General features: G+C 64.0%; 21 protein-coding genes. 9 read left to right on the top strand and 12 right to left on the bottom strand.

Features of this window, described 5'->3' with window-relative positions; all coding sequences use genetic code 11:
* The first annotated feature begins 268 nt into the window (after positions 1-268).
* The 6 genes from fdhD to ACYG9R_RS07765 all read left to right on the top strand — a co-directional run bounded on the left by fdhD (position 269) and on the right by ACYG9R_RS07765 (position 4,489).
* On the top strand, positions 269-1,099 hold the full coding sequence (gene fdhD / locus ACYG9R_RS07740; RefSeq protein ID WP_023823789.1) for a formate dehydrogenase accessory sulfurtransferase FdhD: 831 nt from the start codon (positions 269-271) through the stop codon (positions 1,097-1,099).
* The gene (locus ACYG9R_RS07745; RefSeq protein ID WP_023688796.1) at positions 1,089-1,403 is read left to right on the top strand and encodes a formate dehydrogenase subunit delta; all 315 of its coding nucleotides are present in this window, start codon (positions 1,089-1,091) and stop codon (positions 1,401-1,403) included. The genes fdhD and ACYG9R_RS07745 overlap by 11 nt, the downstream gene beginning before the upstream one ends.
* 134 nt (positions 1,404-1,537) lie before the next feature.
* Complete coding sequence (locus tag ACYG9R_RS07750) at positions 1,538-3,091, top strand: alpha/beta fold hydrolase (protein WP_023823790.1); 1,554 nt, start codon at positions 1,538-1,540, stop codon at positions 3,089-3,091.
* A gap of 110 nt (positions 3,092-3,201) precedes the next feature.
* A complete protein-coding gene (locus ACYG9R_RS07755; protein ID WP_023688798.1) occupies positions 3,202-3,681 on the top strand; it encodes a carboxymuconolactone decarboxylase family protein in 480 nt (159 codons plus the stop codon).
* Positions 3,682-3,757: 76 nt separating this feature from the next.
* Complete coding sequence (locus tag ACYG9R_RS07760) at positions 3,758-4,120, top strand: nuclear transport factor 2 family protein (protein WP_023688799.1); 363 nt, start codon at positions 3,758-3,760, stop codon at positions 4,118-4,120.
* A gap of 54 nt (positions 4,121-4,174) precedes the next feature.
* Positions 4,175-4,489 (top strand): hypothetical protein, encoded by a 315-nt coding sequence (locus ACYG9R_RS07765; protein ID WP_023738143.1) that lies wholly within the window; start codon positions 4,175-4,177, stop codon positions 4,487-4,489.
* Positions 4,490-4,517: 28 nt separating this feature from the next.
* On the opposite strand, the gene ACYG9R_RS07770 is transcribed toward ACYG9R_RS07765, so the two are convergent.
* The 9 genes from ACYG9R_RS07770 to ACYG9R_RS07810 all read right to left on the bottom strand — a co-directional run bounded on the left by ACYG9R_RS07770 (position 4,518) and on the right by ACYG9R_RS07810 (position 14,240).
* The gene (locus ACYG9R_RS07770) at positions 4,518-5,216 is read right to left on the bottom strand and encodes a hypothetical protein (RefSeq protein WP_023698927.1); all 699 of its coding nucleotides are present in this window, start codon (positions 5,214-5,216) and stop codon (positions 4,518-4,520) included.
* A 153-nt stretch (positions 5,217-5,369) separates the two neighbouring features.
* Positions 5,370-6,797, bottom strand: coding sequence for a gamma-aminobutyraldehyde dehydrogenase (locus ACYG9R_RS07775; RefSeq protein WP_023702661.1), 1,428 nt, complete (start codon positions 6,795-6,797; stop codon positions 5,370-5,372).
* Between the two features lie 105 nt (positions 6,798-6,902).
* Positions 6,903-7,718: an ABC transporter permease gene (locus ACYG9R_RS07780; protein ID WP_023702660.1), complete on the bottom strand. Its 816-nt coding sequence runs from the start codon at positions 7,716-7,718 to the stop codon at positions 6,903-6,905.
* Entirely contained in the window at positions 7,708-8,673 is a 966-nt protein-coding gene (locus ACYG9R_RS07785; RefSeq protein ID WP_023702659.1) for an ABC transporter permease, read from the bottom strand. The genes ACYG9R_RS07780 and ACYG9R_RS07785 overlap by 11 nt, the downstream gene beginning before the upstream one ends.
* Positions 8,674-8,893: 220 nt before the next feature.
* Positions 8,894-9,892: an ABC transporter ATP-binding protein gene (locus ACYG9R_RS07790; protein ID WP_023732490.1), complete on the bottom strand. Its 999-nt coding sequence runs from the start codon at positions 9,890-9,892 to the stop codon at positions 8,894-8,896.
* A gap of 206 nt (positions 9,893-10,098) precedes the next feature.
* Positions 10,099-11,253: an ABC transporter substrate-binding protein gene (locus ACYG9R_RS07795; RefSeq protein ID WP_023736171.1), complete on the bottom strand. Its 1,155-nt coding sequence runs from the start codon at positions 11,251-11,253 to the stop codon at positions 10,099-10,101.
* Positions 11,254-11,464: 211 nt separating this feature from the next.
* The gene (locus ACYG9R_RS07800) at positions 11,465-12,376 is read right to left on the bottom strand and encodes a LysR family transcriptional regulator (protein WP_023673412.1); all 912 of its coding nucleotides are present in this window, start codon (positions 12,374-12,376) and stop codon (positions 11,465-11,467) included.
* Between the two features lie 80 nt (positions 12,377-12,456).
* A complete protein-coding gene (locus ACYG9R_RS07805; protein ID WP_023712606.1) occupies positions 12,457-13,068 on the bottom strand; it encodes a DedA family protein in 612 nt (203 codons plus the stop codon).
* A gap of 407 nt (positions 13,069-13,475) precedes the next feature.
* Complete coding sequence (locus tag ACYG9R_RS07810; protein ID WP_023685103.1) at positions 13,476-14,240, bottom strand: DeoR/GlpR family DNA-binding transcription regulator; 765 nt, start codon at positions 14,238-14,240, stop codon at positions 13,476-13,478.
* A 420-nt stretch (positions 14,241-14,660) separates the two neighbouring features.
* On the opposite strand from ACYG9R_RS07810, the gene ACYG9R_RS07815 reads away from it, so the two are divergent.
* Entirely contained in the window at positions 14,661-15,545 is an 885-nt protein-coding gene (locus ACYG9R_RS07815) for a phosphotransferase family protein (protein ID WP_023736174.1), read from the top strand.
* Positions 15,542-17,995, top strand: a complete 2,454-nt coding sequence (locus tag ACYG9R_RS07820; protein ID WP_023816927.1) for a GcvT family protein — start codon at positions 15,542-15,544, stop codon at positions 17,993-17,995. The genes ACYG9R_RS07815 and ACYG9R_RS07820 overlap by 4 nt, the downstream gene beginning before the upstream one ends.
* 12 nt (positions 17,996-18,007) lie before the next feature.
* On the opposite strand, the gene ACYG9R_RS07825 is transcribed toward ACYG9R_RS07820, so the two are convergent.
* Positions 18,008-18,640 carry a class I SAM-dependent DNA methyltransferase gene (locus tag ACYG9R_RS07825; RefSeq protein ID WP_023688807.1) on the bottom strand — a complete coding sequence of 211 codons (633 nt, stop codon included), beginning with the start codon at positions 18,638-18,640 and terminating at the stop codon, positions 18,008-18,010.
* A gap of 107 nt (positions 18,641-18,747) precedes the next feature.
* On the opposite strand from ACYG9R_RS07825, the gene ACYG9R_RS07830 reads away from it, so the two are divergent.
* Positions 18,748-19,650, top strand: coding sequence for a phosphotransferase family protein (locus ACYG9R_RS07830; RefSeq protein ID WP_023823791.1), 903 nt, complete (start codon positions 18,748-18,750; stop codon positions 19,648-19,650).
* Position 19,651: 1 nt separating this feature from the next.
* On the opposite strand, the gene ACYG9R_RS07835 is transcribed toward ACYG9R_RS07830, so the two are convergent.
* Positions 19,652-20,575, bottom strand: coding sequence for a DMT family transporter (locus ACYG9R_RS07835; RefSeq protein ID WP_023816925.1), 924 nt, complete (start codon positions 20,573-20,575; stop codon positions 19,652-19,654).
* Between the two features lie 72 nt (positions 20,576-20,647).
* On the bottom strand, positions 20,648-21,928 hold the full coding sequence (locus ACYG9R_RS07840) for an amidohydrolase family protein (RefSeq protein ID WP_023816924.1): 1,281 nt from the start codon (positions 21,926-21,928) through the stop codon (positions 20,648-20,650).
* Positions 21,929-21,977 lie beyond the last annotated feature (49 nt).

Raw genomic sequence — 21,977 nt, forward strand, 5'->3', positions numbered from 1 at the left:
AGCCGCCTGGCGCCTTTCCTCTCCCTCCGGAGGGGGGAGAGGTGGCGCCGCGAAGCGGCGACGGAGTGGGGGACGCCGGCCCCGCAACACGCAGCCGTCGAAAGTCGCGCACAACCCAAAGAGCAGGCAAACCGGCCTATCTGGCGAGCAGTCGACCCCCACTCCGTCAAGCTTCGCTTGACACCTCTCCCCCGATCGACGGGGGAGAGGAAAGGCGCGAGCCTCCACAGCTACTGCTAAGGACGAACAGGGCAGAGGGGCGCGCCTCGTGACCCGAAAACGCCAAGCCACCACCCAAATCTCTCGCCTTGCCCACCGCGCCAGCGGCACTGCGACGGCCAACCGCATGGTGCCGGAGGAGACGCCGGTGGCGTTCTCCTTTGCCGGCACCACACATGCGGTGATGATGGCGAGCCCGGCCGATTTCGAGGATTTCGCGCTCGGCTTTTCGTTGACCGAAGGCATCATCGCGTTGCCCAGCGAAATCGAAGCGATTGAGGTCGAGGACCATGGCGCCGGCATCGACATCCAGATTCGGTTGAAAGACCAGGCAAACACCCGCTTCGAGGCGCGACGCAGGCGCTTGGCCGGGCCGGTTGGCTGTGGGCTGTGCGGCATAGAATCCATCGAGGAAGCGATGCGCTCGGTCGACAAGGTTGGTGCGTCAAAACCTACGCTTGAAGCCGATGACATCACCCGCTCGGTAAAGCTTTTGTCCAAGGCGCAGCCTCTGCATTCAGAAACCGGCGCCGTGCATGCAGCGGGCTTCTACATTCCCGGCAAAGGCATCGTCATGGCGCGCGAGGATGTCGGCCGTCACAATGCGCTGGACAAACTGGCCGGCGCGCTGGCCAAGGCCGGCATTGACGGTGCATCGGGCGCGGTGGTGGTGACATCACGCGTCTCGGTGGAGATGGTGCAGAAAACGGCGGCGATCGGCTCCGCCTTCATCATCGCCGTGTCGGCGCCGACAGCCCTTGCCATCCGCACCGCCGATGAGGCCGGCATGACGCTGGTGGCGCTGGTGCGCGGCGACGATTTCGATGTTTTCACCCACCCGAAACGGGTGGTCTTGGGAGTTGCCCAGCATGTCGCATGACGAAGAACACATCACGAGCACCGGGGAAAAGCTGGTGCGCATGGCCAACCAGATCGCCGCCTTCTTCCATTCAAGGCCCCGCGAGGAAGGTGTGGCGGGCGTGGCCGAGCACATCAACAAGTTCTGGGAGCCCAGGATGCGCCGCCAGTTCTTCGAGATGCTGGACAGCGGCGGCGAAGGTTTTGACGAACTCGTCGTCGTGGCCTCGGCCAGGATCAAGCGGCCGAAGACCGAGGAGCAGGCCGATGTGAGCATCGGCTACGTCCAACCCACGGGTGCAGAGAGCGCCGCTCCCCAGAAATAGCCTCCCCCAGAAATGGCGGGCGAACACGGTTCGCTGCGGGTTATATTCCTGTCTTCTAAAGTTTGGCTGCCGCATCCGCCGGGCGTCTGCTATGGTCGGCGATCAGAAATCGTCTGGCCGGGCGGGATAGCAACGTGAGGCCGATCGAGACGCGATATGCCCTCAGCGGCGACGTGCGGATCGCCTATCAGGTGGTCGGCCAGGGATCGTTCGACCTGGTTTTCGTGCCCGGCTTCATCTCCAATCTCGACCTGCATTGGGAAGACGAGGGCTACGCCAGGCTGTTGAAACGGCTCTCGGCGTTCTCGCGGCTGATCCTGTTCGACAAGCGCGGCACCGGCCTGTCCGACCGCGTCGACCCACGCCATCTGCCCAGCCTCGAAACCCGCATGGACGATGTGCGCGCGGTGATGGATGCCACCGGCAGCGGCCGTGCGGCCTTGCTCGGCGCTTCGGAAGGCGCGCCGATGGCAATGTTGTTTGCCGCCACCTATCCGGAACGGACACGAGCGCTGGCGCTCTATGGCGGTTATGCGCATTTCCACAAATGGGTGATGTCGCCGGAGCGCCTCGAGGCCTTCATCGCGACGGCCGGCACGGAATGGGGCACGGGCGCCACACTGCCCAACTTCGCTCCCGGCCGGGTAGATGATGCGCATTTCACCCAGTGGTGGGCCCGCTTCGAGCGGCTGTCGGCCAGTCCGACGGCAGCGGCCGCTCTTGCCCGAATGAATGCCGGGATCGACGTGCGCGGCGTGCTTTCGGCGATCGGCGCACCGACCCTGCTCATCCATCGCCGCAACGACGCGCGGGTGGACCCCGGAGCCAGCCGCTTTCTGGCGAAAAACATCTCGAATGCGCGACTGGTCGAAGTCCCCGGGCGCGACCACCCGATCTGGACCGGCGATGTCGACCGGGTGGCCGACCTGATCGAGGAATTCCTGACCGGCGAGCGTGCCGTGGCCGAAGCGGAGCGCGTGCTTGCCGCTCTTCTGGCGACACGCATCTACGACACGGCGCGGGTTGGCGACCGCATGTGGAGCGAGCGCAGCGAGCGCTTCCAGGAGAGCTGGCGGCAGCTGGTCGGCCGTCATGGCGGACGCGTTGCCGGCATCCATGGCGAATTGATGATCTCGCGCTTCGACGGGCCGGCGCGGGCCATACGCTGCGCGGCGGCACTGCGCGATGCGGCGCAACATATGGGCATTGCAAGCGCCCAGGGCGCCCATGTCGGCGAGGTCGAAATGCGCGGGCCGCCCGTGGGGCTGATGGCACGGGTGACGATGCAGATCGCCGCCCATGCCGGGCGCGGCGACATTCTGGCGTCGCGGCTGGCGGCCGATCTGGCGGCGGGGTCCGGCCTGTATTTCATCGATGCCGGGCGTGTCACGGTGGATGAGCTGGACGAGCCGCTGGCGCTGGTCCAGGCGACGTCGGAACAGCACCTGGAGCCGGCCTGCCGCCCCAAGGCGAAACCCGCCGAGCCGGCTCAACTGACGGCGCGCGAAAGCGAGGTGGTGATCCTGATCGCCGACGGCAAGAGCAATGCCGCGATCGCCGCCGAGCTGAGGCTCAGCGAGCATACGGTCAAGCGTCATGTCGCCAACATATTGCTGAAGCTCGATTTGCCGTCACGGGCGGCGGCAGCGGCATTTTCCGCCAGGCAGGCTGGCCCGGACGGGCCATAGGGACCATGGCGCTTTCGGGCGAAGCGGCCAGGTGGGGTCGAGGCGTACCAATTCTCTCCATGCAGGCCAGGCGGATGTCGCCGGGAAAGGCACTGCGGATGGAGGATGCAATGCTGAAGTCAAACAGGTCGATCAAATCGCTGGTGATAGCGGCAGGCGTTGGCGCGTTGTTCACGATCGCTCCCGCCAGAGCCGAGGATGCCTCGGCGGCCGCCGCCTACAAGGACATCGAGGCGACGCTCGGCTCAGTGCCGGACATGTTCAAGACGCTGCCCGATGTCGCGGTTGCCGGCGCCTGGGCCGAGATCAAGGGTGTGCAGCTCAACCCCAAGACCGCGCTCGACGGCAAGACCAAGGAACTGCTGGGGCTGGCCGTCGCCTCGCAGATCCCCTGCCAGTACTGCATCTATTTCCACACCGAGGCCGCCAAGCTCAATGGCGCGACCGATGAGGAGATCAAGGAGGCGATCGCGATGGCGGCCATCGTGCGCCACTGGTCGACGATGCTCAACGGCAGCCAGGTCGATTTCGCGACCTTCAAACAACAGACCGACGGCGTGTTCGCAGCCGTCAAAGCCAAGTCGCAGTGAAAGAAAATGCCGGGCGGTGCGCCGGGCATTGCTTGTGATCATTCAACCGCCCGATCAACGGGCCATGGAGGAGAAGATGCTGACCAAGACGCAGAGCGTGGACGGCGCGGCGATCAAGAAAGCGATCGAAGGACGGGACGGCAGGATGCTCGCTAGCTTCTATGCCGACGACGCACTGGTGCGGGTGATCGACCGCAACAATCCGCCGAGCAAGCCGCGCGAGATCCGCGGCCGGGCGGCGATCAGCACCTTCTGGGACGACATCTGCAGCCGGGCGATGACCCACAAGGTCGACACCACCATCGCCGATGGCGACAATCTCGCCTTCACCCAGGCCTGCGCCTATCCGGACGGAACGAAAGTGTTCTGCGCGGCGATGCTGGAGCTGAAGAATGGGCGGATTGCACGACAGACCGTCGTGCAGGCCTGGGACGAGTAGTTCCACCGCGGAAAGATCAACCGCGGTTTGGGCCGCAAAACTGGAGGAGACAAAATGTTCAGCGCCAGATGGCAGATCGACGCCAAGTTCGGGCACAAGCAGACCGTGCTCGACCTGTTGAAGAAATGGGAACGCGAGATCGGCTCTCAGGTCGGCATTGCCGATCTCGAGTTCCAGATCATGACCGGTTCGGTCGGAGCTCGGGAAGCGACGGTCGAATCGCATCATCAGGTCGAAAGCCTTGCCCAGCTGGAGGGATTCTTCGCCAGGATCGGCAAGATCGACGCGCACGCCAAATGGGGCAAGGAGATGGAGCCCTACGTCGTTTCAGGCACCAGCCTTTGGAACATCTACCGCATCGTGGAGTAGCCGTGGCAGGTGCAGCAGTTTTCGGCCATCAGTTGCGGCGGCCGAAACTCGTCCGCTGCCCGGAAAACCGCCCTTCCCTGCCCGATCCGGCAGCCGCGACACGTGCCGGCTGATTGGGCAATGTGGCCTGCTTGGCCAGGGCCGCCGCTATCAAGGCGTCGGCCTGGCGCGCGCGCTGGTCCGCGCCGGCATCTCCGGCAGGGTTGCCCGCCACGGCGGAGGTCGACATCCGCCGGCGGGGTTTGAAAGCAAGATAGAGAAGCAACGCGCCGAGCAGTCCAGCCCCAATGACGATCGTCAAACGCGTGCCGGTCATGCCGGTGCGTTCGATCTGGGTGGGGTTGACGGGGTTCTGGACGACGGTGAGCTTGTCGCCGACCTGCGGTTCGCGGGCACCGTTCTTGTTCAGCTCCATCGTGGCCTCGACGGCGTCGGCGCCGGTGCCGACGCGCAAGGTGCCGGTGAATTTCTGGGTCACCTTCCACTCTTTGTCAGCATGAACCGTCTTGAACGCATCCACCAGTTCGCACGGGATCGTGGCGGTGCTGACGGTCTTGTAGACAATCTTGTGGGCGGTCGATTCCATGTCGCATTCGACATTGACCGCGAGGATTTCAGCAGGCGCCTCGGGCCAGCCGCTCTTCTTGATCATGTCCTTGCCGCCGAACACAGCGATCAGCAGACAGAAGCCGCCAATGAGTACCAGCTTGATCTTGGTCGTGTTCATGCGCAAACCCCTCGCCGCGCGGTTTCCCGGCAAGAGGCTGCTCGTTCAGGTTGAATATTCAGTAAATCGTGAACTCCCGCCGTACCGCAAAAGTAAATCTCGCTTAATGTACAGAAAACGGGTTGGCGAACATTTTAGAGATATTGGCAGCCTCTACCCATGCGCGACCATCACATGACGAACGGCGGTATAATCCTCCAGCGCATAGAGAGACATGTCCTTGCCGTAGCCAGACTGCTTCAGCCCGCCATGCGGCATCTCGTTGGTCAGCATGAAATGGGTGTTGATCCAGGTGCAGCCATATTGCAGACGGGCGGCCGTCGCCATGGCGCGCGAGACGTTCTTGGTCCACACCGAGGATGCCAGGCCGTAGTCGCTGTCATTGGCCCAGTTCACGGCTTCATCGACTTCGGAGAAGCGGGTGATGGAGACGACCGGACCGAACACTTCGCGGCGCACGATCTCGTCTTCCTGCAGCGCGCCGGCAACCACCGTCGGCTGGTAATAGAAGCCGGAGCCTTCGCCCGGCTTGCCGCCGGTGGTGATCTCGATGTGCTTCAGTTCCGAAGCGCGCTCGACGAAGCTCGAGACTCGATCGCGCTGGCGGCGCGAGATCAGCGGCCCGATCTCGTTTTCGGTGTCGTCGGGCTGGTTGTATTTGATGGTCGAGACGGCAGATGAGAGATCGGCGACGAGCTTGTCGTAGATCTTCTTGCCGGCATAGATGCGGCAGGCGGCTGTACAATCCTGCCCGGCATTGTAGTAGCCGAAAGCGCGCAGGCCGTTGACCACGGCGCCGAGGTCGGCATCGTCGAAAACGATGACCGGCGCCTTGCCGCCGAGTTCCAGATGCGTGCGCTTGACCGACTTGGCGGCGGCCTGCAGCACCTTCTTGCCCGTGGCGACGTCGCCGGTGATCGAAATCATGTTGACCTTGGCGTGATTGATCAGCGTGTTGCCGACGCTGTCGCCGCGGCCGAGCACGACATTGACGACGCCCTCGGGCAGCACCTCGGCCAGGATCCTGGCCAGCTTCAGCGCCGTCAGCGGCGTCTGCTCCGACGGCTTGAAGACGACGGTGTTGCCGCCGGCAATGGCCGGCGCCAGCTTCCAGGCCATCATCATCAGTGGATAGTTCCACGGCGCGATGGAAGCGACGATGCCGATCGGGTCGCGCCGCACCATCGAGGTGTGGCCGGGAATGTATTCGCCGGCGACCACGCCCGGCATCGAACGCACAGCGCCGGCAAAGAAGCGATAGCAGTCGACGATCGCCGGGATCTCGTCATTGAGCACGGCGTTGATCGGCTTGCCGCAATTCAGCGCCTCGAGCGCCGCGAACTCCCGCGCGTTGGCCTCGATGCGGTCGGCGATTTTGAGGAGATAGCCGGAGCGCTGCGCCGGCGTTGTGCGTGACCACAAGACGAACGCTCGCTCGGCGGCAGTAACAGCCGCCTCGATCTGCGCCTGGCTGGCTTCAGGCAAATTGAGAATGGTCGCCCCGGTCTTTGGATTCAGAATCGGCTCCTCGGTCTCGGTGCCGTTCTCGAAGCTCGAGCCGATCAGCATCTGGGTGTCCATGCAGGTTCTCCTCGGTCAGGAGCGAGTAGCGAATAGCGAGTAGCGAATAGGGCTGGTCGTGCAATCTCCCCTATTCGCTGTTCGCTACTCCCTATTCGCTGTTCTTCATTTGCCCGAACCGGCGATCTGGTCGCCGTCGCGGGTCAGGTAATAGGCGGCAAGGATGGGCAGCAGCGTCACCAGCACCACGACCATGGCGACGACATTGGTGACCGGACGCTGGCGTGGGCGGATCAGCTCTTCCAGCATCCAGATCGGCACGGTCTGCTGCTGGCCGGCGGTGAAGGTGGTGACGATGACCTCGTCGAAGGAGAGCGCGAAGGCGAGCATCCCCCCGGCAAGCAGAGCGGTGGCGATGTTGGGCAGCACGACGTGCCGGAAGGTCTGGAAGCCGTCGGCGCCGAGATCCATCGAGGCCTCGATCATTGAGCCGGAAGCGCGGCGGAAACGGGCGACCGCATTGTTGTAGACGACGACAACGCAGAAGGTGGCGTGGCCGAGCACGATCGTCCAGAACGAGAACGGTATGTCGGCCAGTGAGAAGGCGGAGCGCAATGCGATGCCGGTGATGATGCCGGGCAGTGCGATCGGCAGGATGACGAGCAGCGAGATGGTCTCGCGGCCGAAGAATTTCGTCCGCGACACGGCGGCGGCGCACAGCGTGCCCAGGATCAAGGCAATCGCGGTCGAGATGGCGGCGACGCGGACCGACAGCGACAGCGCCTGCCAGACATCCGGCCGGTTCCAGGTGACGGCGAACCATTGTGTGGTCAGCCCCGGCGGCGGCCAGACGAAGCTCTTCTCTTCCGTGGTGAAGGCGTAGACGAAGATCAACAAGATCGGCAGATGCAGGAACAGCAGGCCGCAGGCGGCAGCGATCTTGAGGCCGAGCGGAGCGGATTGCGAACCGTCAGAGCGCATCGAAGGCCCCCATGCGCTTGGCGCCCCAGAGATAGAAACCCATGATGACGATGGGCACGACGGTGAAGGCTGCGGCGAGCGGGATGTTGCCGGCTGTGCCTTGCTGCGAATAGACGGCCTGCCCGATGAACAGCCGCGATGTGCCGATGATCTGTGGGATGATGTAGTCGCCCAGCGTCAGCGAGAAGGTGAAGATCGAGCCGGCGACGATGCCGGGCAGCGCCAGCGGGAACAGCACGTTGCGGAAGGTCTGGCCCGGCGATGCGCCGAGATCGGAGGACGCCTCGACCAGATTGCCGGGCACGCGCTCCAATGCCGCCTGCACCGGCAGGATCATGAACGGCAGCCAGACATAGACGAAAGCGATGAAGGTGCCGGTGGCGGAGACCGACAGGGAATTGCCGCCGACGACCGGCAGCGACAGCCAGCCATCGAGCACCCAGAGCAGATGCAATTTGGCGAGCAGCCAGGTCAAAATGCCTTCCTTGGCGAGGATCAGCTTCCAGGCGTAGATCTTGACGAGGTAACTCGACCATAGCGGCAGCATGACGCCGAGATAGAACAGCGCCTTCCAGCGGCCGCGGGCATAGCGCGCCGCATAATAGGCGATCGGGAAGGCGATGACGGCCGAGGCCAGCGTGACCAGCACCGCCATCGTCACCGTGCGCAGGATGATGTCGAGATTGGCGGGCTGGAACAGGTCGCCATAGGTCTTCAGCGTGAATTCGTGGTTGATGAGGCCGGAGAACTCGTCGATCGAAAAAAAGCTCTGCGCCAGAAGTGCGAACAACGAGCCGATATAGACAACGCCGAGCCATAGAACCGGCGGCAGCAGCATGAGGAACAGCAGCAGTTGCGGCTTGCGCCAGAAAAGGTCCGACAGTGCGCCGCGCATGCCACCGCTGCCGGGCAGGATGGCGGGGGCGGAGGTTGAGTTGAGCGCGGCGATGGTCATGGGGCGACCGCGTGCTGAAGGAACCCTGAGAAGCCGCGTTCCTTCACACCCCCCTCTGTCCTGCCGGACATCTCCCCCTCAAGGGGGGAGATCAGCAGTTTCGCTGTCTCGCCAAATCCCCAACGTTGAAGATTGGCGAAACCGGGAGGAACAGCCAATCTCCCCGCTTGAGGGGGAGATGTCCGGCAGGACAGAGGGGGGTGCTTGGCGCAAACCTCAATCATGCCGGCTCGTCCATCAAATGCAAATGCTCGCGGTTGAACGTCAGCACCACCGCTTCGCCTTCCGCCGGCAGCTTTGTCCCGGCCGGCACGATGGCGTGCAGCCTCAACCCGTCGGCGTCGAGCGCCAGCTTGGTCGTAGCGCCGAGATAGTTGGTTCCGACCAGGCGCGCGGCAACGCCCTCGCCTTTGGCGGCGCGGCCGATGCGGATGGATTCGGGACGCAGGCTGCCCCAGCGGTGCTGGCCGGAATAGCGCTGGACGAAGTCCGGCGGCAGTACGTTGGAGGAGCCGACGAAATCGGCGACGAAGCGGGTCTTCGGCCGCTGGTAGATGTCTTCCGGCGTGCCGATCTGCATGATCTTGCCGTCATTGAAGACGGCGACGCGGTCGGCCATCGACAGCGCTTCGCCCTGGTCGTGGGTGACGAAGACGAAGGTGATGCCGAGCGCCTTCTGCAGCGACTTCAGCTCTTCCTGCATGTTCTCGCGCAGTTTGAGATCGAGCGCGCCGAGCGGCTCGTCGAGCAGAAGCACCTTGGGCTGGTTGACCAGCGCACGGGCCAGCGCCACGCGCTGGCGCTGGCCGCCGGAGAGCTGGCCGGGACGGCGGGCGCCATAGCCGGGAAGCCGCACCAGTGACAATGCCTCTTCCGCCGCCTTCTGCCGCTGCGGCTTGGCGATGCCCTTGACCATCAGCCCGTAGGCGACATTGTCCAGCACGTTCAAATGCGGGAACAGCGCGTAGTCCTGGAACACCGTGTTGACGTTGCGGCGATAGGGCGGCACGCCCTCGGCGCGGTCGCCGAAGATCGAGATCGAGCCCGAGGTCGGCTGCTCGAAGCCGGCGATGAGGCGCAGGCAGGTCGTCTTGCCGGACCCCGACGGACCGAGCATGGCGAAGAACTCGCCCGGCACGATATCGAGATCGACCGCATCGACGGCGCGCACGCTGCCGAAATGGCGAGAGACTTTCTGGAAGGAAACGGCCGATGTCATGGGCTGTCCGTCTGTTGCCGGTTTGTGTTCGTCGAAATAGCTCTTGCCGCCACCAATCAGGCCAGCGGGCACGGCACTTCACCTCCCCCTCGATGGGGGAGGTCGCGGCGAAGCCGCGGGTGGGGTGACTAGCACCGGACGTCAGCGTTGCCCCCACCCCGACGCTGCGCGTCGACCCTCCCCACAAGGGGGAGGGTTAAGGGAGCTCAACGCCCGCCGATGACGCCGATATAGTCGGACACCCAGCGGTAGTAAGGCACGCACTGGTCGTTCTGGGTTGCGCACTTGGAGACCGGCGTCTTCCAGAACTTGATCTTGTCGAAGTTCTCGTAGCCGTTGGTCTTGCAGCCTTCCTCGCCGAGCAGCTCGTTGCCCTTGCAAGCAGCGGGCACGACCGGGAGCGAGCCGAACCAGGCCGAGACGTCGCCCTGGACCTTGGGCGACAGCGAATGCTCGAGCCACATATAGGCGCAGTTCGGGTGCGCGGCGTCGGCCTCCATCATGGTGGTGTCGGCCCAGCCGGTGACGCCTTCTTCCGGCACGGTCGAGGCGACCGGCTTCTTGGCGGCGACCAGCGTGTTGACCTGGTAGGGCCATGAGCCGGAGGCGACGACGCCTTCGTTCTGGAAATCGTCGACCTGGATGGCGGCGTCATGCCAGTAGCGACCGACCAGCGTCCGCTGAACACGCAGCAGTTCGAGTGCGGCCTTGTACTGGTCCTCGTTCAGTTCGTAGGGATCCTTGATGCCGAGTTCCGGCTTGTGGAACATCAAATAGTTGGCGGCGTCGGCGATGTGGATCGGGCCGTCATAGGCCTGGACGCGGCCCTTGTTGGACTTGCCGTCCGGCAGGTTCATTTCCTCGAAGACGACGTTCCAGCTCTTGGGCGCTTCCTTGAAGACATCGGTGTGGTACATCAGGATGTTCGGGCCCCACTGATAGGGAACGCCGTAATGCACCTTGTCGACGGTGAACCAGGGCGCATCCTTCAGACGGTCGTCTACCGCCTTCCAGCTCGGGATGAGATCGGTGTTGATCGGCTGCACGCGCTTGCCGGCAACGAGGCGCAGCGATGCGTCACCCGAAGCGGTGACTAGATCGAACCCACCCTCATTCATCAGCGAGACCATCTCGTCGGAGGTGTTCGCGGTCTTGACGTTGACCTTGCAGCCGCTCTCCTTCTCGAAGGAGGTCACCCAGTCATAGCCCTTGTCGGTTTCGCCGCGCTCGATGTACCCCGGCCAGGCAACGATGCTGACCTCCCCTTCGCCCTTGCCAAGTTCCTTGACCTGGGCGACGGCCTGACCGGAAAAGGTCAGCGCGACCGTCAAGGCGGTGCACGTCTTCAGGAATGAATTCATCGTCAATCTCCCATTTTGGCGCCTGACTGCGAAGCGAGTCGCCGCCGCGGTCAGCCGCAGGCTGAAAAGCGTCAGTTCATCCGATGGCACGTTGCCGCTCTGATGGCGGCTTTCGTCCCTGACATGAAAAGTGCTCGGAAAATTCCGGTTTCGCAAATTCATTTATCAGAAACGCGATATCGGTTTTTCCGATAGATAACCACGCACCCTATCAACGCTGCTGGCGTACCATACGCTGCGACTGGGCAAGGCCGATGAAGTCGCGCGACGCCTGCGGCAGACCGGAGCCGCGGCGCCAGACCATGCCGACCTGGACGACCGGCAGGGAACCCGAAATGTCGCGCGATTCGATGCGGTCGCCTTCCAGCGACCACGGCCGGTAGACTAGGTCGGGCAGCAACGCCACGCCCGCACCTGTGGCGACGAGGCTGCGAACGGCTTCGACCGAGCGGGTGCGAAAGGCGACATGCGGCCTGGCGCCGATCGCCGCCAGAAGCTTGCCGGTGTTCTCCTCGATCTCGTCGACGGTCAGCATGATCAGCGGCTCGCCGGCAATGTCGCCTATGCCGATAATGTCGGCGCTGGCCAGCTTGTGGCCGAGCGGGACCCACAGCCGGTAGGCCGAGACCTCGAGGATTTCCGACTGCAGCGCGGTGCGGTCGCGCAAATTGGAGGTGACCATGACGGCAATGTCGAGCTTGCCGCCGATCAGCAGATGTTCGAGATAGTCGCCATTGTCCTCGATGGCCGAGACATCGACGCCGGGATAGGCGCGGCGGTAGCGCGCCAGCAGATCGGACAGCACATAGCCCGCGACCAGCGAGGTGACGCCGAGCTGCAGCCGCCCGCCGGCCACCACCTGGTCGTCGGAAAAAGCGCGGCGCGCGTCGGAGACGTCGGCCAGGATCTTGGTCGCATGGCGCAGGAACTGGTGGCCTTTGTGGGTAATGTTGAGGCCACGCGGATGGCGCTCGAACAATTCGACGCCGAGATCGCTCTCCAGCTCCTTGATCGCCTCGGTGACCGAGGATTGCGAGATGGAGAGGTTTTGTGCGGCGCCCGACACCGTGCCTTGCTCGGCGACGGCAATGAAGAACTGCAGCTGGCGGATGGTGAAAGCCATGGCCGGACTAAACACCGGCGCGCCGGGGAAGGAAAGCCGAAGGCGGAGCTTATACCCATACGGCTTGAGGCGCCTCCTGGTCAGCCGAACCCGAGGCGCCGCCGGCAGGCTGAACCGTAGCGCAGCGCGAGCATGAACGCCGTCTCCAGCGCCATGACGATGACGATGATGCGAAAGCCGATGGCATAGGAATCCCGGCCGCTGCCGCGCATAAGGTAGCCGGTGACGAGGAAGCCGGTGTTCCATAGCGTGGCGCCGAGCAGCGTCGCCGCCGCGAAGGGCAAGAGTGGAAGACGGAGCGCGCCGGCCGCGATCGGCAGATAGTTGCGAACCGTCGGGATGAACTGCGCCAGCAAGGAGACCCGGACATGATGGCGGCGATAGGCCTGACCAAGCTTGCTGTAGGTCGCATAGCGCAAGCAGACATATTTGCCGAAACGCTGGACCAGCCTGTCGGCACGATCCAAGCCAATCCGACGACCCAAACTATACCAGACAAGGCAGCCTGTGATGGCGGACAGCGTCGTTACCAGAAGCAGGATCGCCAGCGCCGGGAGATCGGGGGCTGCCGTCATGCCGAGGAACAGCAGCAGCACATGCGAGGGCGGCAGCGGCAGGATCTTTTCTGTGAAGGCGAGGCAGGCGACGCCGAGCAGGCCGAAGCCCAGGATCGCCGACAGTGGATCAGTCATGCGAAGCGCCAGTCATAGGTTTTGAGGTTCTTGATCCTGGACACCTTATACACCGTCATACACCGTCGCCGGCGGAAAGTTGCGGAATGTCCGGCCAAGCCGGGTCGGCTTCCAGGTCGGAGCGCGCAAGCGTCCAGGCCATGAGGAAAGACAAGGCATCGTTTGCAGCATGGTGGCCTCATTGCTGATGCGGGCGATTCGCCCGGCCCGCATTTCGACGAGGCGCTGTTTGCAGCTGCCAAGTTGCATGGACATTGCGAAGAGCGGGATGTGTGAAAAAGAAATTCTTCCCCCACAATGACATCTTCTGCGGCCGGGCGACGCGGCGCGCATGATGCACAACATCGCCTTCGCGGCTCGGGTGGCGGCATGGCCGGGATTGCGGCGCACCAGCCGCTGGTATTTGGCTAGGCGGCAGCGATGCTGAGGCGCGCTCCAGCCTCGGCAAGTGCCGAGGCAATGTCGCGCGGCGGCGGCTGGTCGGTGGCGAGTTCGGAAAAACCGTCGAAGCCGCAGACCTGGACTAGACCCTGGCGACCGAACTTGGTGTGGTCGGTGATGACCAGCGAGCGCTGGCCGCGCGACAGCACCATGCGGGCGAACTCCGCCTCTTCCAGATCGTAGTCGGCAAGGCCTGCGGCGGCATCGACGGCGCCGATCGAAATCACCGCATGGCTGACCGAGAAGCGGCTGACGAAATCGATCGCCGAGGCGCCGAAGGCGGCTCCGGAATCGCTGCGCAATTCGCCGCCGGCCATATAGACCTTGTTGCCGTTGACGGTGGCCAGCGTGCGGGCGATATCGGACGAGTTGGTGACGACCGTCAGCCGCCGGTGGCCGAGCAGTTCGCGGGCCAGGAACGAGGTCGTGGTGCCGGTGTCCAGCATGACCGATTCACCGTCGCGAATGGTGGCAGCGACCATGCGGGCGATCAGCCGCTTGGCCTCGGCATTGTCGCGCATGCGCCGCTCGAAGGGCGCTTCGCCGGCCATCGACGGCAGGCCGATGGCGCCATGCATCTTGAGCACCGAGCCATTGCCGGTCAGTGGCTTGACATCCCGGCGCACCGTTTCAAGCGAAACCCCCAGCCGGTCGGCGAGGCTGGCAATGGTGACGGTGCCCTCTTCCTTGAGGAGGCGGAGGATTTCGCCATGCCGTTTCGAATGGATCATCTGGCTTCCTGAATTTTGCGGCCTGCCCGGTTTTAGGGCAATGCCGCCGTTTTTAAAGGAATTGCTCGTGGTTTCGGGCAAAACACCCAAAAAAAGTCACAACATTTCATTGACAGTTAGGTAGCACTGGCGTGACATTGACGGCGTGACAGCTTCGGAACTGCCACGGGAGGGTGATGGCAGAGCCGCAATTCACGGACCGGACCGTCTGGCCAGACCGTCTGGGTTTGAACTGGCACAAAAGTTTCTCAAATCCGCGGGGGCGGAGACCGGGTATCAAAACCTGGCCAGAGGGGCTCGTCGGTGCGGCGCGGGATAGGAGTTCCTGCGTCCCGCACCGACGAGATTTTTGCGTTTCCCAACGCTCGTTGCGCGGCGCATGGCGCCCAAGAAAGCTCCGCAAAAGTCAGGGATGGTCCCGTGACTGCTGAAGACCGCATCCGGGCCTTGCCCTGCTGGAACGGCAACATCGACATTGCGCCGCTGCCGGGCGGCCTCAGCAACGCCAATTATCTGGTCAAGGACGCAGCCGGGCGGCATGTCGTGCGCTTCGGCCAGGACTATCCATTTCACCACGTCTTTCGCGACCGCGAGGTGATGACGGCCCGCGCGGCGCACGCCGCAGGCTTCGCGCCGGCGGTCCGCCATTCCGAACCCGGCATTATGGTCACGGAATTCCTCGGCGCGAAAACCTTTGTCGCCGAGGATGTGCGCGCCAATATCGGCCGCGTCGCAGCCCTTATGCGCGGGTTCCATCGCGAGATGCCCAATCACATCTCCGGCGCCGGCTTCATGTTCTGGGTCTTCCATGTCATCCGCGACTATGCGCGAACGCTGAGCGAAGGCGGCAGCCGCAAGCGGGACGAGCTGCCCAGGCTGCTGGCGCTGGCCGACGAACTGGAGCGGGCGCAGAAGCTGCTGCCGATCGTGTTCGGCCACAATGATCTTTTGCCGGCAAATATCCTCGACGATGGCGACAGGTTGTGGCTCATCGATTTCGAATATGCCGGTTTCAACACCGCGATGTTCGATCTTGCCGGCGTTGCCTCCAACGCCGAGATGAGCGACGCGGAGTCCTTCACTTTCCTCACGGCGTATTTCATGCGCGAGCCGGATGAGGCGATCCGCCGCTCGCACGCGGCCATGCAATGCGCCTCGCTGCTGCGCGAGGCGATGTGGAGCATGGTTTCCGAACTTTACCTCGACGCGCCCGGCATCGACTACGTCGCCTACACCGCGGAGAACCTGACGCGGCTCGACGCGGCGCTGGACAATTACCGCACGAAGTACGGGACACAGTCATGACATTGCCTACACATGCCGGCATCGTCGTCATCGGCGGCGGCATTATCGGCTGTTCGACGGCCTATCACCTGGCGCGCGACCACAAGGCCGATGTCGTGCTGCTGGAACAGGGCAAGCTGACCTCGGGCTCGACCTGGCATGCGGCCGGGCTGGTCGGCCAGTTGCGCTCGTCGGCCTCGATCACCCGCGTGCTCAAATATTCGGTCGAGCTCTACAAGGGACTGGAAGCCGAAACCGGGCTCGCTACCGGCTGGAAGATGACCGGGTGCCTCAGGCTTGCGACCAATGCCGACCGCTGGACCGAATATAAACGGCTGGCGACGACGGCCAGGAGCTTCGGCATGGACATGCAGTTGCTGTCGCCAGGGGAGGTCAAAAAGGTGTGGCCGCTGCTGGAGACCAGCGACCTCGTCGGCGCCTCCTGGCTGCCGACCGATGGGCAGGCCAGCCCCTCCGACATCACGCAGTCGCTGGCCAAGGGCGCGCGCATGCATGGCGCGAAGCTGTTCGAGGATGTCCGCGTCACCGGATTTGACATGATGGACGGGCACATCACCGCGGTGAAGACCAACAAGGGCGACATTGCTTGCGACAAGGTGGTGAACTGCGCCGGGCAATGGTCACGCCAGGTCGGCGCGATGGCCGGCATTTGCGTGCCGCTGCAACCGGTCAAGCACCAGTACATCATCACCGAGAAGATCGACGGGCTGGCGACCGACGCGCCGACAATCCGCGATCCCGACCGCCGCACCTATTTCAAGGAAGAGGTCGGCGGGCTGGTGATGGGCGGCTATGAGCCGAACCCGCAGGCCTGGGCGACCGGCCTGCCCGGCGGCGATGTCCCCGATGACTGGGAGTTCCGCCTGTTCGACGACGACTACGATCATTTCGAACAGCATATGAGCCAGGCGATCGCGCGCGTGCCGGCGCTGGAGACGGTCGGCGTCAAGCAGATGATCAACGGGCCGGAGAGTTTTACGCCGGACGGCAATTTCATCCTCGGTGTCGCGCCCGAATGCGCCAACATGTTCGTCGGCGCCGGCTTCAACGCCTTCGGCATCGCTTCCGGCGGCGGCGCCGGCTGGGTGCTGGCGCAATGGGTGGTCGACGGTGAAGCGCCGCTCGACCTCTGGGTGGTCGACATCAGGCGCTTTTCCGGCCTGCATCGCGATCGGCAATGGGTCAGCGATCGCACGCTGGAAGCCTATGGCAAGCATTACACGATCGGCTTTCCACATGAGGAGTATTTGTCGGGCCGGCCGCGCATCGTCTCGCCGCTCTATGACCGGCTGAAAGAGCACCGCGCGGTGTTCGGCTCCAAGCTCGGCTGGGAACGGCCGAACTGGTTCGCACCGCAGGGCACCAAGCCCGAAGACGTCTATTCGATGGGCCGGCAGAACTGGTTCTCAGCCGTCGGCGACGAGCACCGGCATGTGCGCGAAAAGGTCGGCATCTTCGACCAGTCGTCCTTCGCCAAATACGAAATGACGGGTTCGGATGCGGCTAAGGCGCTGGACTGGATCTGCGCCAACGATGTCGCCAAGCCGGTGGGACGGCTGACCTACACGCAGCTTCTCAACACGCGCGGCGGCATCGAGGCCGATTTGACGGTGGCCAGGCTCGCCGAAGACAAATTCTACATCGTCACCGGCACCGGCTTCCGCACGCATGATCTCTCCTGGATCGGCGACCATGTCGGCAAGGGCCTCGACGTGACGTTGAAAGATGTCACCGAGGATTTCGGCACGCTGTCGCTGATGGGACCGCGCGCCCGCGATGTGCTTTCGGCCGTCACCGACGCGGATGTCTCAAATGCCGCCTTCCCATTCGGCCATGTCAGCGAGATCGCTATTGCCGGTCACACGGTGCGGGCGCTGCGCGTCACCTATGTCGGCGAGCTCGGCTGGGAATTGCATGTGCCAATCGCCGCCACCGGCGAAATCTTCGACACGCTGATGGCGGCAGGCAAGCCGCACGGCATCCGGCCGATCGGCTATCGGGCGCTGGAATCACTTCGGCTGGAGAAAGGCTACCGCGCCTGGGGCTCCGACATCACCCCCAACGACACGCCTCAGGAGGCCGGCCTCGGCTGGGCGGTGAAGCTGAGGAAGAACACCGATTTCGTCGGCCGGCGGGCGCTCGAAAAGATCAGCGGCGCCGACCTGAAGAAACGCTTTGCCGGCTTCACGGTCGACGATCCCGATATCGTGCTGGTCGGGCGCGAGACGATTTTGCGCAATGGCGAACCGGTCGGCTATCTCACCAGCGGCGGTTATGGCTACACGCTGGCTAAGAACATCGGCTATGGCTATGTCCGCAACGCCGATGGCGTCAGCGACGATTTTCTCAGCTCAGGCGACTATGAGCTGGTGGTGGCGATGGAACGGACGCCGGCCAAGATCCATCTCGAGCCGATGTACGATCCGGCGATGAGCAAGATCAAAGCGTAGACGAAACCTGGATTAGCTCACACGAAGCACGAGGCCGCGGCTGGGCACGGTATCCGACTCGCCCGGCATCGAGACATAGGGCGCCGTCTCCTCGGCGCGGACAACCCTGCCCTCAGCCTCGAGCGCAGCGATGCGTTCGGCGAAGCCGGCGTTCCACAGCGTGTTCTTGACCGTCAGCACGATGATGCCGTCCGGCCGGCAGATGCGGATCAGTTCGTCCAGTCCCTCGGCGCCGACATGCCCGGAGGTGAAAACGCCGGCCGAGACGATGCCGGCATAGGCATTGTCGGCAAAGGGGAGCGGCCCGCCGAGCGCCAGGCAATGCAGTGCCGAATAGACGCCCTTTGCCGCCGCCTTGGCCAGCATGCCTTGCGAAATATCGAGCGCTTCGACCTGGGGATAGCCGGTAATGGCCAGCCACTCGCTGATCAGCCCGGTGCCGGCCCCGGCGTCGAGAAGCGGGGCCGCGCCGCGCGGCAGATGCCGTGCGAGCAGGGCCAGGCAGATCGTCGGATGGCGGTAGCCGGCGGCCGACATATCGGCATCGTAGGTTTCCGACCAATTGTCATAGATCGCGGCGACGTCCTCGGGCCGTTGCGCTGAATAGGCGGCGCCAAGCCCGCCATGATCCTTGTTGCCCGCCATGGCTGTTTCTCCGCCAGCTCGCTGCTCACCCTCGATCGGGATGATAGCCAAACGGCGAAAACTGTGGAACCGTTGTCGCAAGAAATAACACGCCAGGGGCAACAGGCATGGGGACCGACGAGGCACGCGCAACACTTGCAGCGATTCCGGCATTAGCGGGCTATGACGGACCGCTTGAGCGGCTGGGCGGGATGACCAATCTCGTCTTTCGGGCCGGCGATATCTGCCTGCGTATCCCCGGCAAAGGCACGGAGGAGTATATCAACCGCGCCAATGAAGCGGTGGCGGCGCGTGAGGCGGCCAAGGCCGGCGTCAGTCCCGAGGTGCTGCATGTCGACCCTGCGACAGGCGTGATGGCGAGCCGCTTCGTTGCCGGCGCCGAGACAATGTCGCCGGAGAAGTTCAAGCTGCGCGACGGCAGCCCGGCCCGCGCCGGCGAGGCCTTCCGCAAGCTGCACTCGTCAGGCGCGGTGTTCCCGTTCCGCTTCGAGCTGTTTGCGATGATCGACGACTATCTCAAGGTCTTGTCGACCAAGGACGTCGCCTTGCCGCCGGGCTACCACGACGTGGTGCGCGAATCCGCCACCGTGCGTGCGTCCCTTGCCGCGCATAGACTGCCGCTTGCCGCCTGCCATTGCGATCCGCTGTGCGAGAATTTGCTCGATACGGGCGAGCGGATGTGGATCGTCGACTGGGAATATTCGGGGATGAATGACCCGCTCTGGGATCTCGGCGACCTCTCGGTCGAAGGCCGGTTCGACACCGCGCAGGAGGAAGTGATGATGCGCGCCTATTTCGGCGGCGAGGCAAAACCGGCCGAGCGCGGCCGCGTCGTCACCTACAAGGCGATGTGCGACCTGTTGTGGACGCTCTGGGGCCTTATCCAGCTTGCCAACAACAACCCGGTCGAGGATTTCCGCGCCTATGCCGACGGCCGCTTCGCCCGTTGCAAGGCGCTGATGGAAACGCCTGAGTTTTCACGGCATCTGGCGGCGGTGCGCCAAGGTTAGGTCAATTCACGCCTTTCGGCACGTTCTCCGGCGGCACGCCTGTTTCGACCACCTTCTGGCGGTGGAAGATGAACAGGCCGGCGAGCACGACGATGGCCGAGCCGATCAGGATGCGCGGTCCCGGCACGTCGCCGAAGAAGGCCAGGCCGAAGATCACCGCCCATAGAAGCAGGCTGTAGTGCAGCGGCGCCAGCGTCGAGGCAGGGGCCAGTTTCAGCGCCCTGGTAATCATCAGATGCGCGCTGCAGGAGACGATGCCGAGCAGGAGCATGGCGCCGAAATCGAGTGCCGAGGGCGTCTGCCAGGCGCCTATGGTCATCACGCCGCCGACCAGCAGCGTGCCGATAGTCTGCCAGGTGACCAGCGTTGTGTCGCTGGTGCCGCGCAGGCGGCGGCTGAGGATGATGGCGAAGGCGAAGGCAATGCTGCCGACCAGTGCGAACAGCGAGGACTGCGAGAACGCCGCCGAAGACGGCTTCAAGATGATCAGCACGCCGCAGAAGCCGACCAGGATGGCGGCCCAGCGGCGCCAGCCGACCTTTTCGCCGAGCAGGAAATGCGACAGCGCCGCCACATAGATCGGCCCGGCCATGTAGAAGCTCATCACGTCGGCAAGCGGAAGATAGACGACGGCGGCATAGAACAGCGCCGTGTCCGCCGTGGTCGCCAGCACGCGCAGAATCTGGAGGACCGGCCGCTCCATCCGGAACAGTCTGCCGGCGCCCTGGTTGGCGATCATCGGGCCGAGCACGATGAAGGCGCCGATCGATCGGATCAGCACCACCTGACCGACCGAGAAGCTGGCGACCAGCCATTTGCCCATCGCGTCGTTCAGCGCGAACATGAAGTCGCCGGCCAGCATCAACAGGATGCCGGCCAGGAGCGCGTTCCTGATGGTGAAGGTGCGGACGAGCGACTGGGCCATGCGGCTCCCTAGCTGCAAGCGGCCGCTTTGACGAGGCAAATCGGTAAGACCAGCGGCGGAAATCGGCTGTTTCTACGCAGTTTTGTGCCGCCGGTTTACCTGTCCGGGACGGCCGGCGATCGACAGCCGTGTCTCCTGCTTCGTGCGCTCGGCCACCACCTTGCCCCTGGCGACGACGCACAGCCGTTCGGCACGCAGCCTCAAGGCCTCGATCGGGTTGCCGGCATCGAGAATGACGAAGCTGGCGCGCTTGCCCACGGCAAGGCCGAGATGATCGAGGCCCATGATGGCGGCGTTGACGTTGGTGACCATGTCGAAGCAGCGTGCCATGTCGGCAGGGCTCGACATCTGAGCGACGTGAAGCCCCATGAAGGCGACGTCGAGCATGTCGGCGGTGCCCAGCGAATACCAGGGGTCGAGAACGCAATCCTGGCCCCAACCGACCCGGATGCCGAGCGCCAGCATCTCCTTGACCCGGGTCATCCCGCGGCGTTTGGGAAACGTGTCGTGGCGGCCCTGCAGCATGATGTTGATCAACGGATTGGGGATCGCCGAGACACCGGCCTCGGCGATCAGCGGCAGCAGCTTGGAGACGTAATAATTGTCCATCGAGTGCATCGAGGTGAGGTGCGAGCCGGCCACCTTGCCCTGCAGGCCAAGGCGCTGCGTCTCATAGGCAAGCTGCTCGATGTGGCGCGACAGCGGATCGTCGGTCTCGTCGCAATGCAGGTCGACCATCAGCCCGCGCTTCGCCGCGATTTCGCACAATTCGGTCACCGAGCGCGTGCCGTCGGCCATGGTGCGTTCGAAATGCGGGATGCCGCCGACGATGTCGACGCCCATGTCGAGCGCGCGCAGCGTGTTCTGGCGCGCCGTCGGCGAACGGTAGAAGCCATCCTGCGGGAAAGCGACCAGTTGCAGATCGATATAGGGCGCGACAATCTTCTTGACGTCGAGCAGCGCCTCGACCGCCAGCAGCCGGTCGTCGCAGACATCGACATGGGTACGGATGGCGAGCAGGCCCATCGAGACCGCCCAGTCGCAATAGGCGAGCGCCCGCTCGTGAACCGCGTCATGCGTCAGGAGCGGCTTCAGCTCGCCCCATAGCGAAATGCCCTCCAGCAGCGTACCCGAAGCGTTGATGCGTGGAATGCCGTAGGACAGCGTCGCGTCCATATGGAAATGCGGATCGACGAAGGGCGGCGAGATCAGATTGCCACGGGCGTCGATCGCCGTGCCGGCGCTGACATGCAGTTCGGACTCGATGGCGACGATCGTCTCGCCGATGATGCCGAGGTCGGCGACGGTGCCGTCGGGCAGCGTTCCGCCACGCACAACAAGATCGAAATCCATCTGTCGTCATCTCCCTGCAGATCAGTCGCCGCAATCGTGGCGCAAAAGA

It is taken from the genome of Mesorhizobium sp. RSR565B, assembly GCF_054719465.1.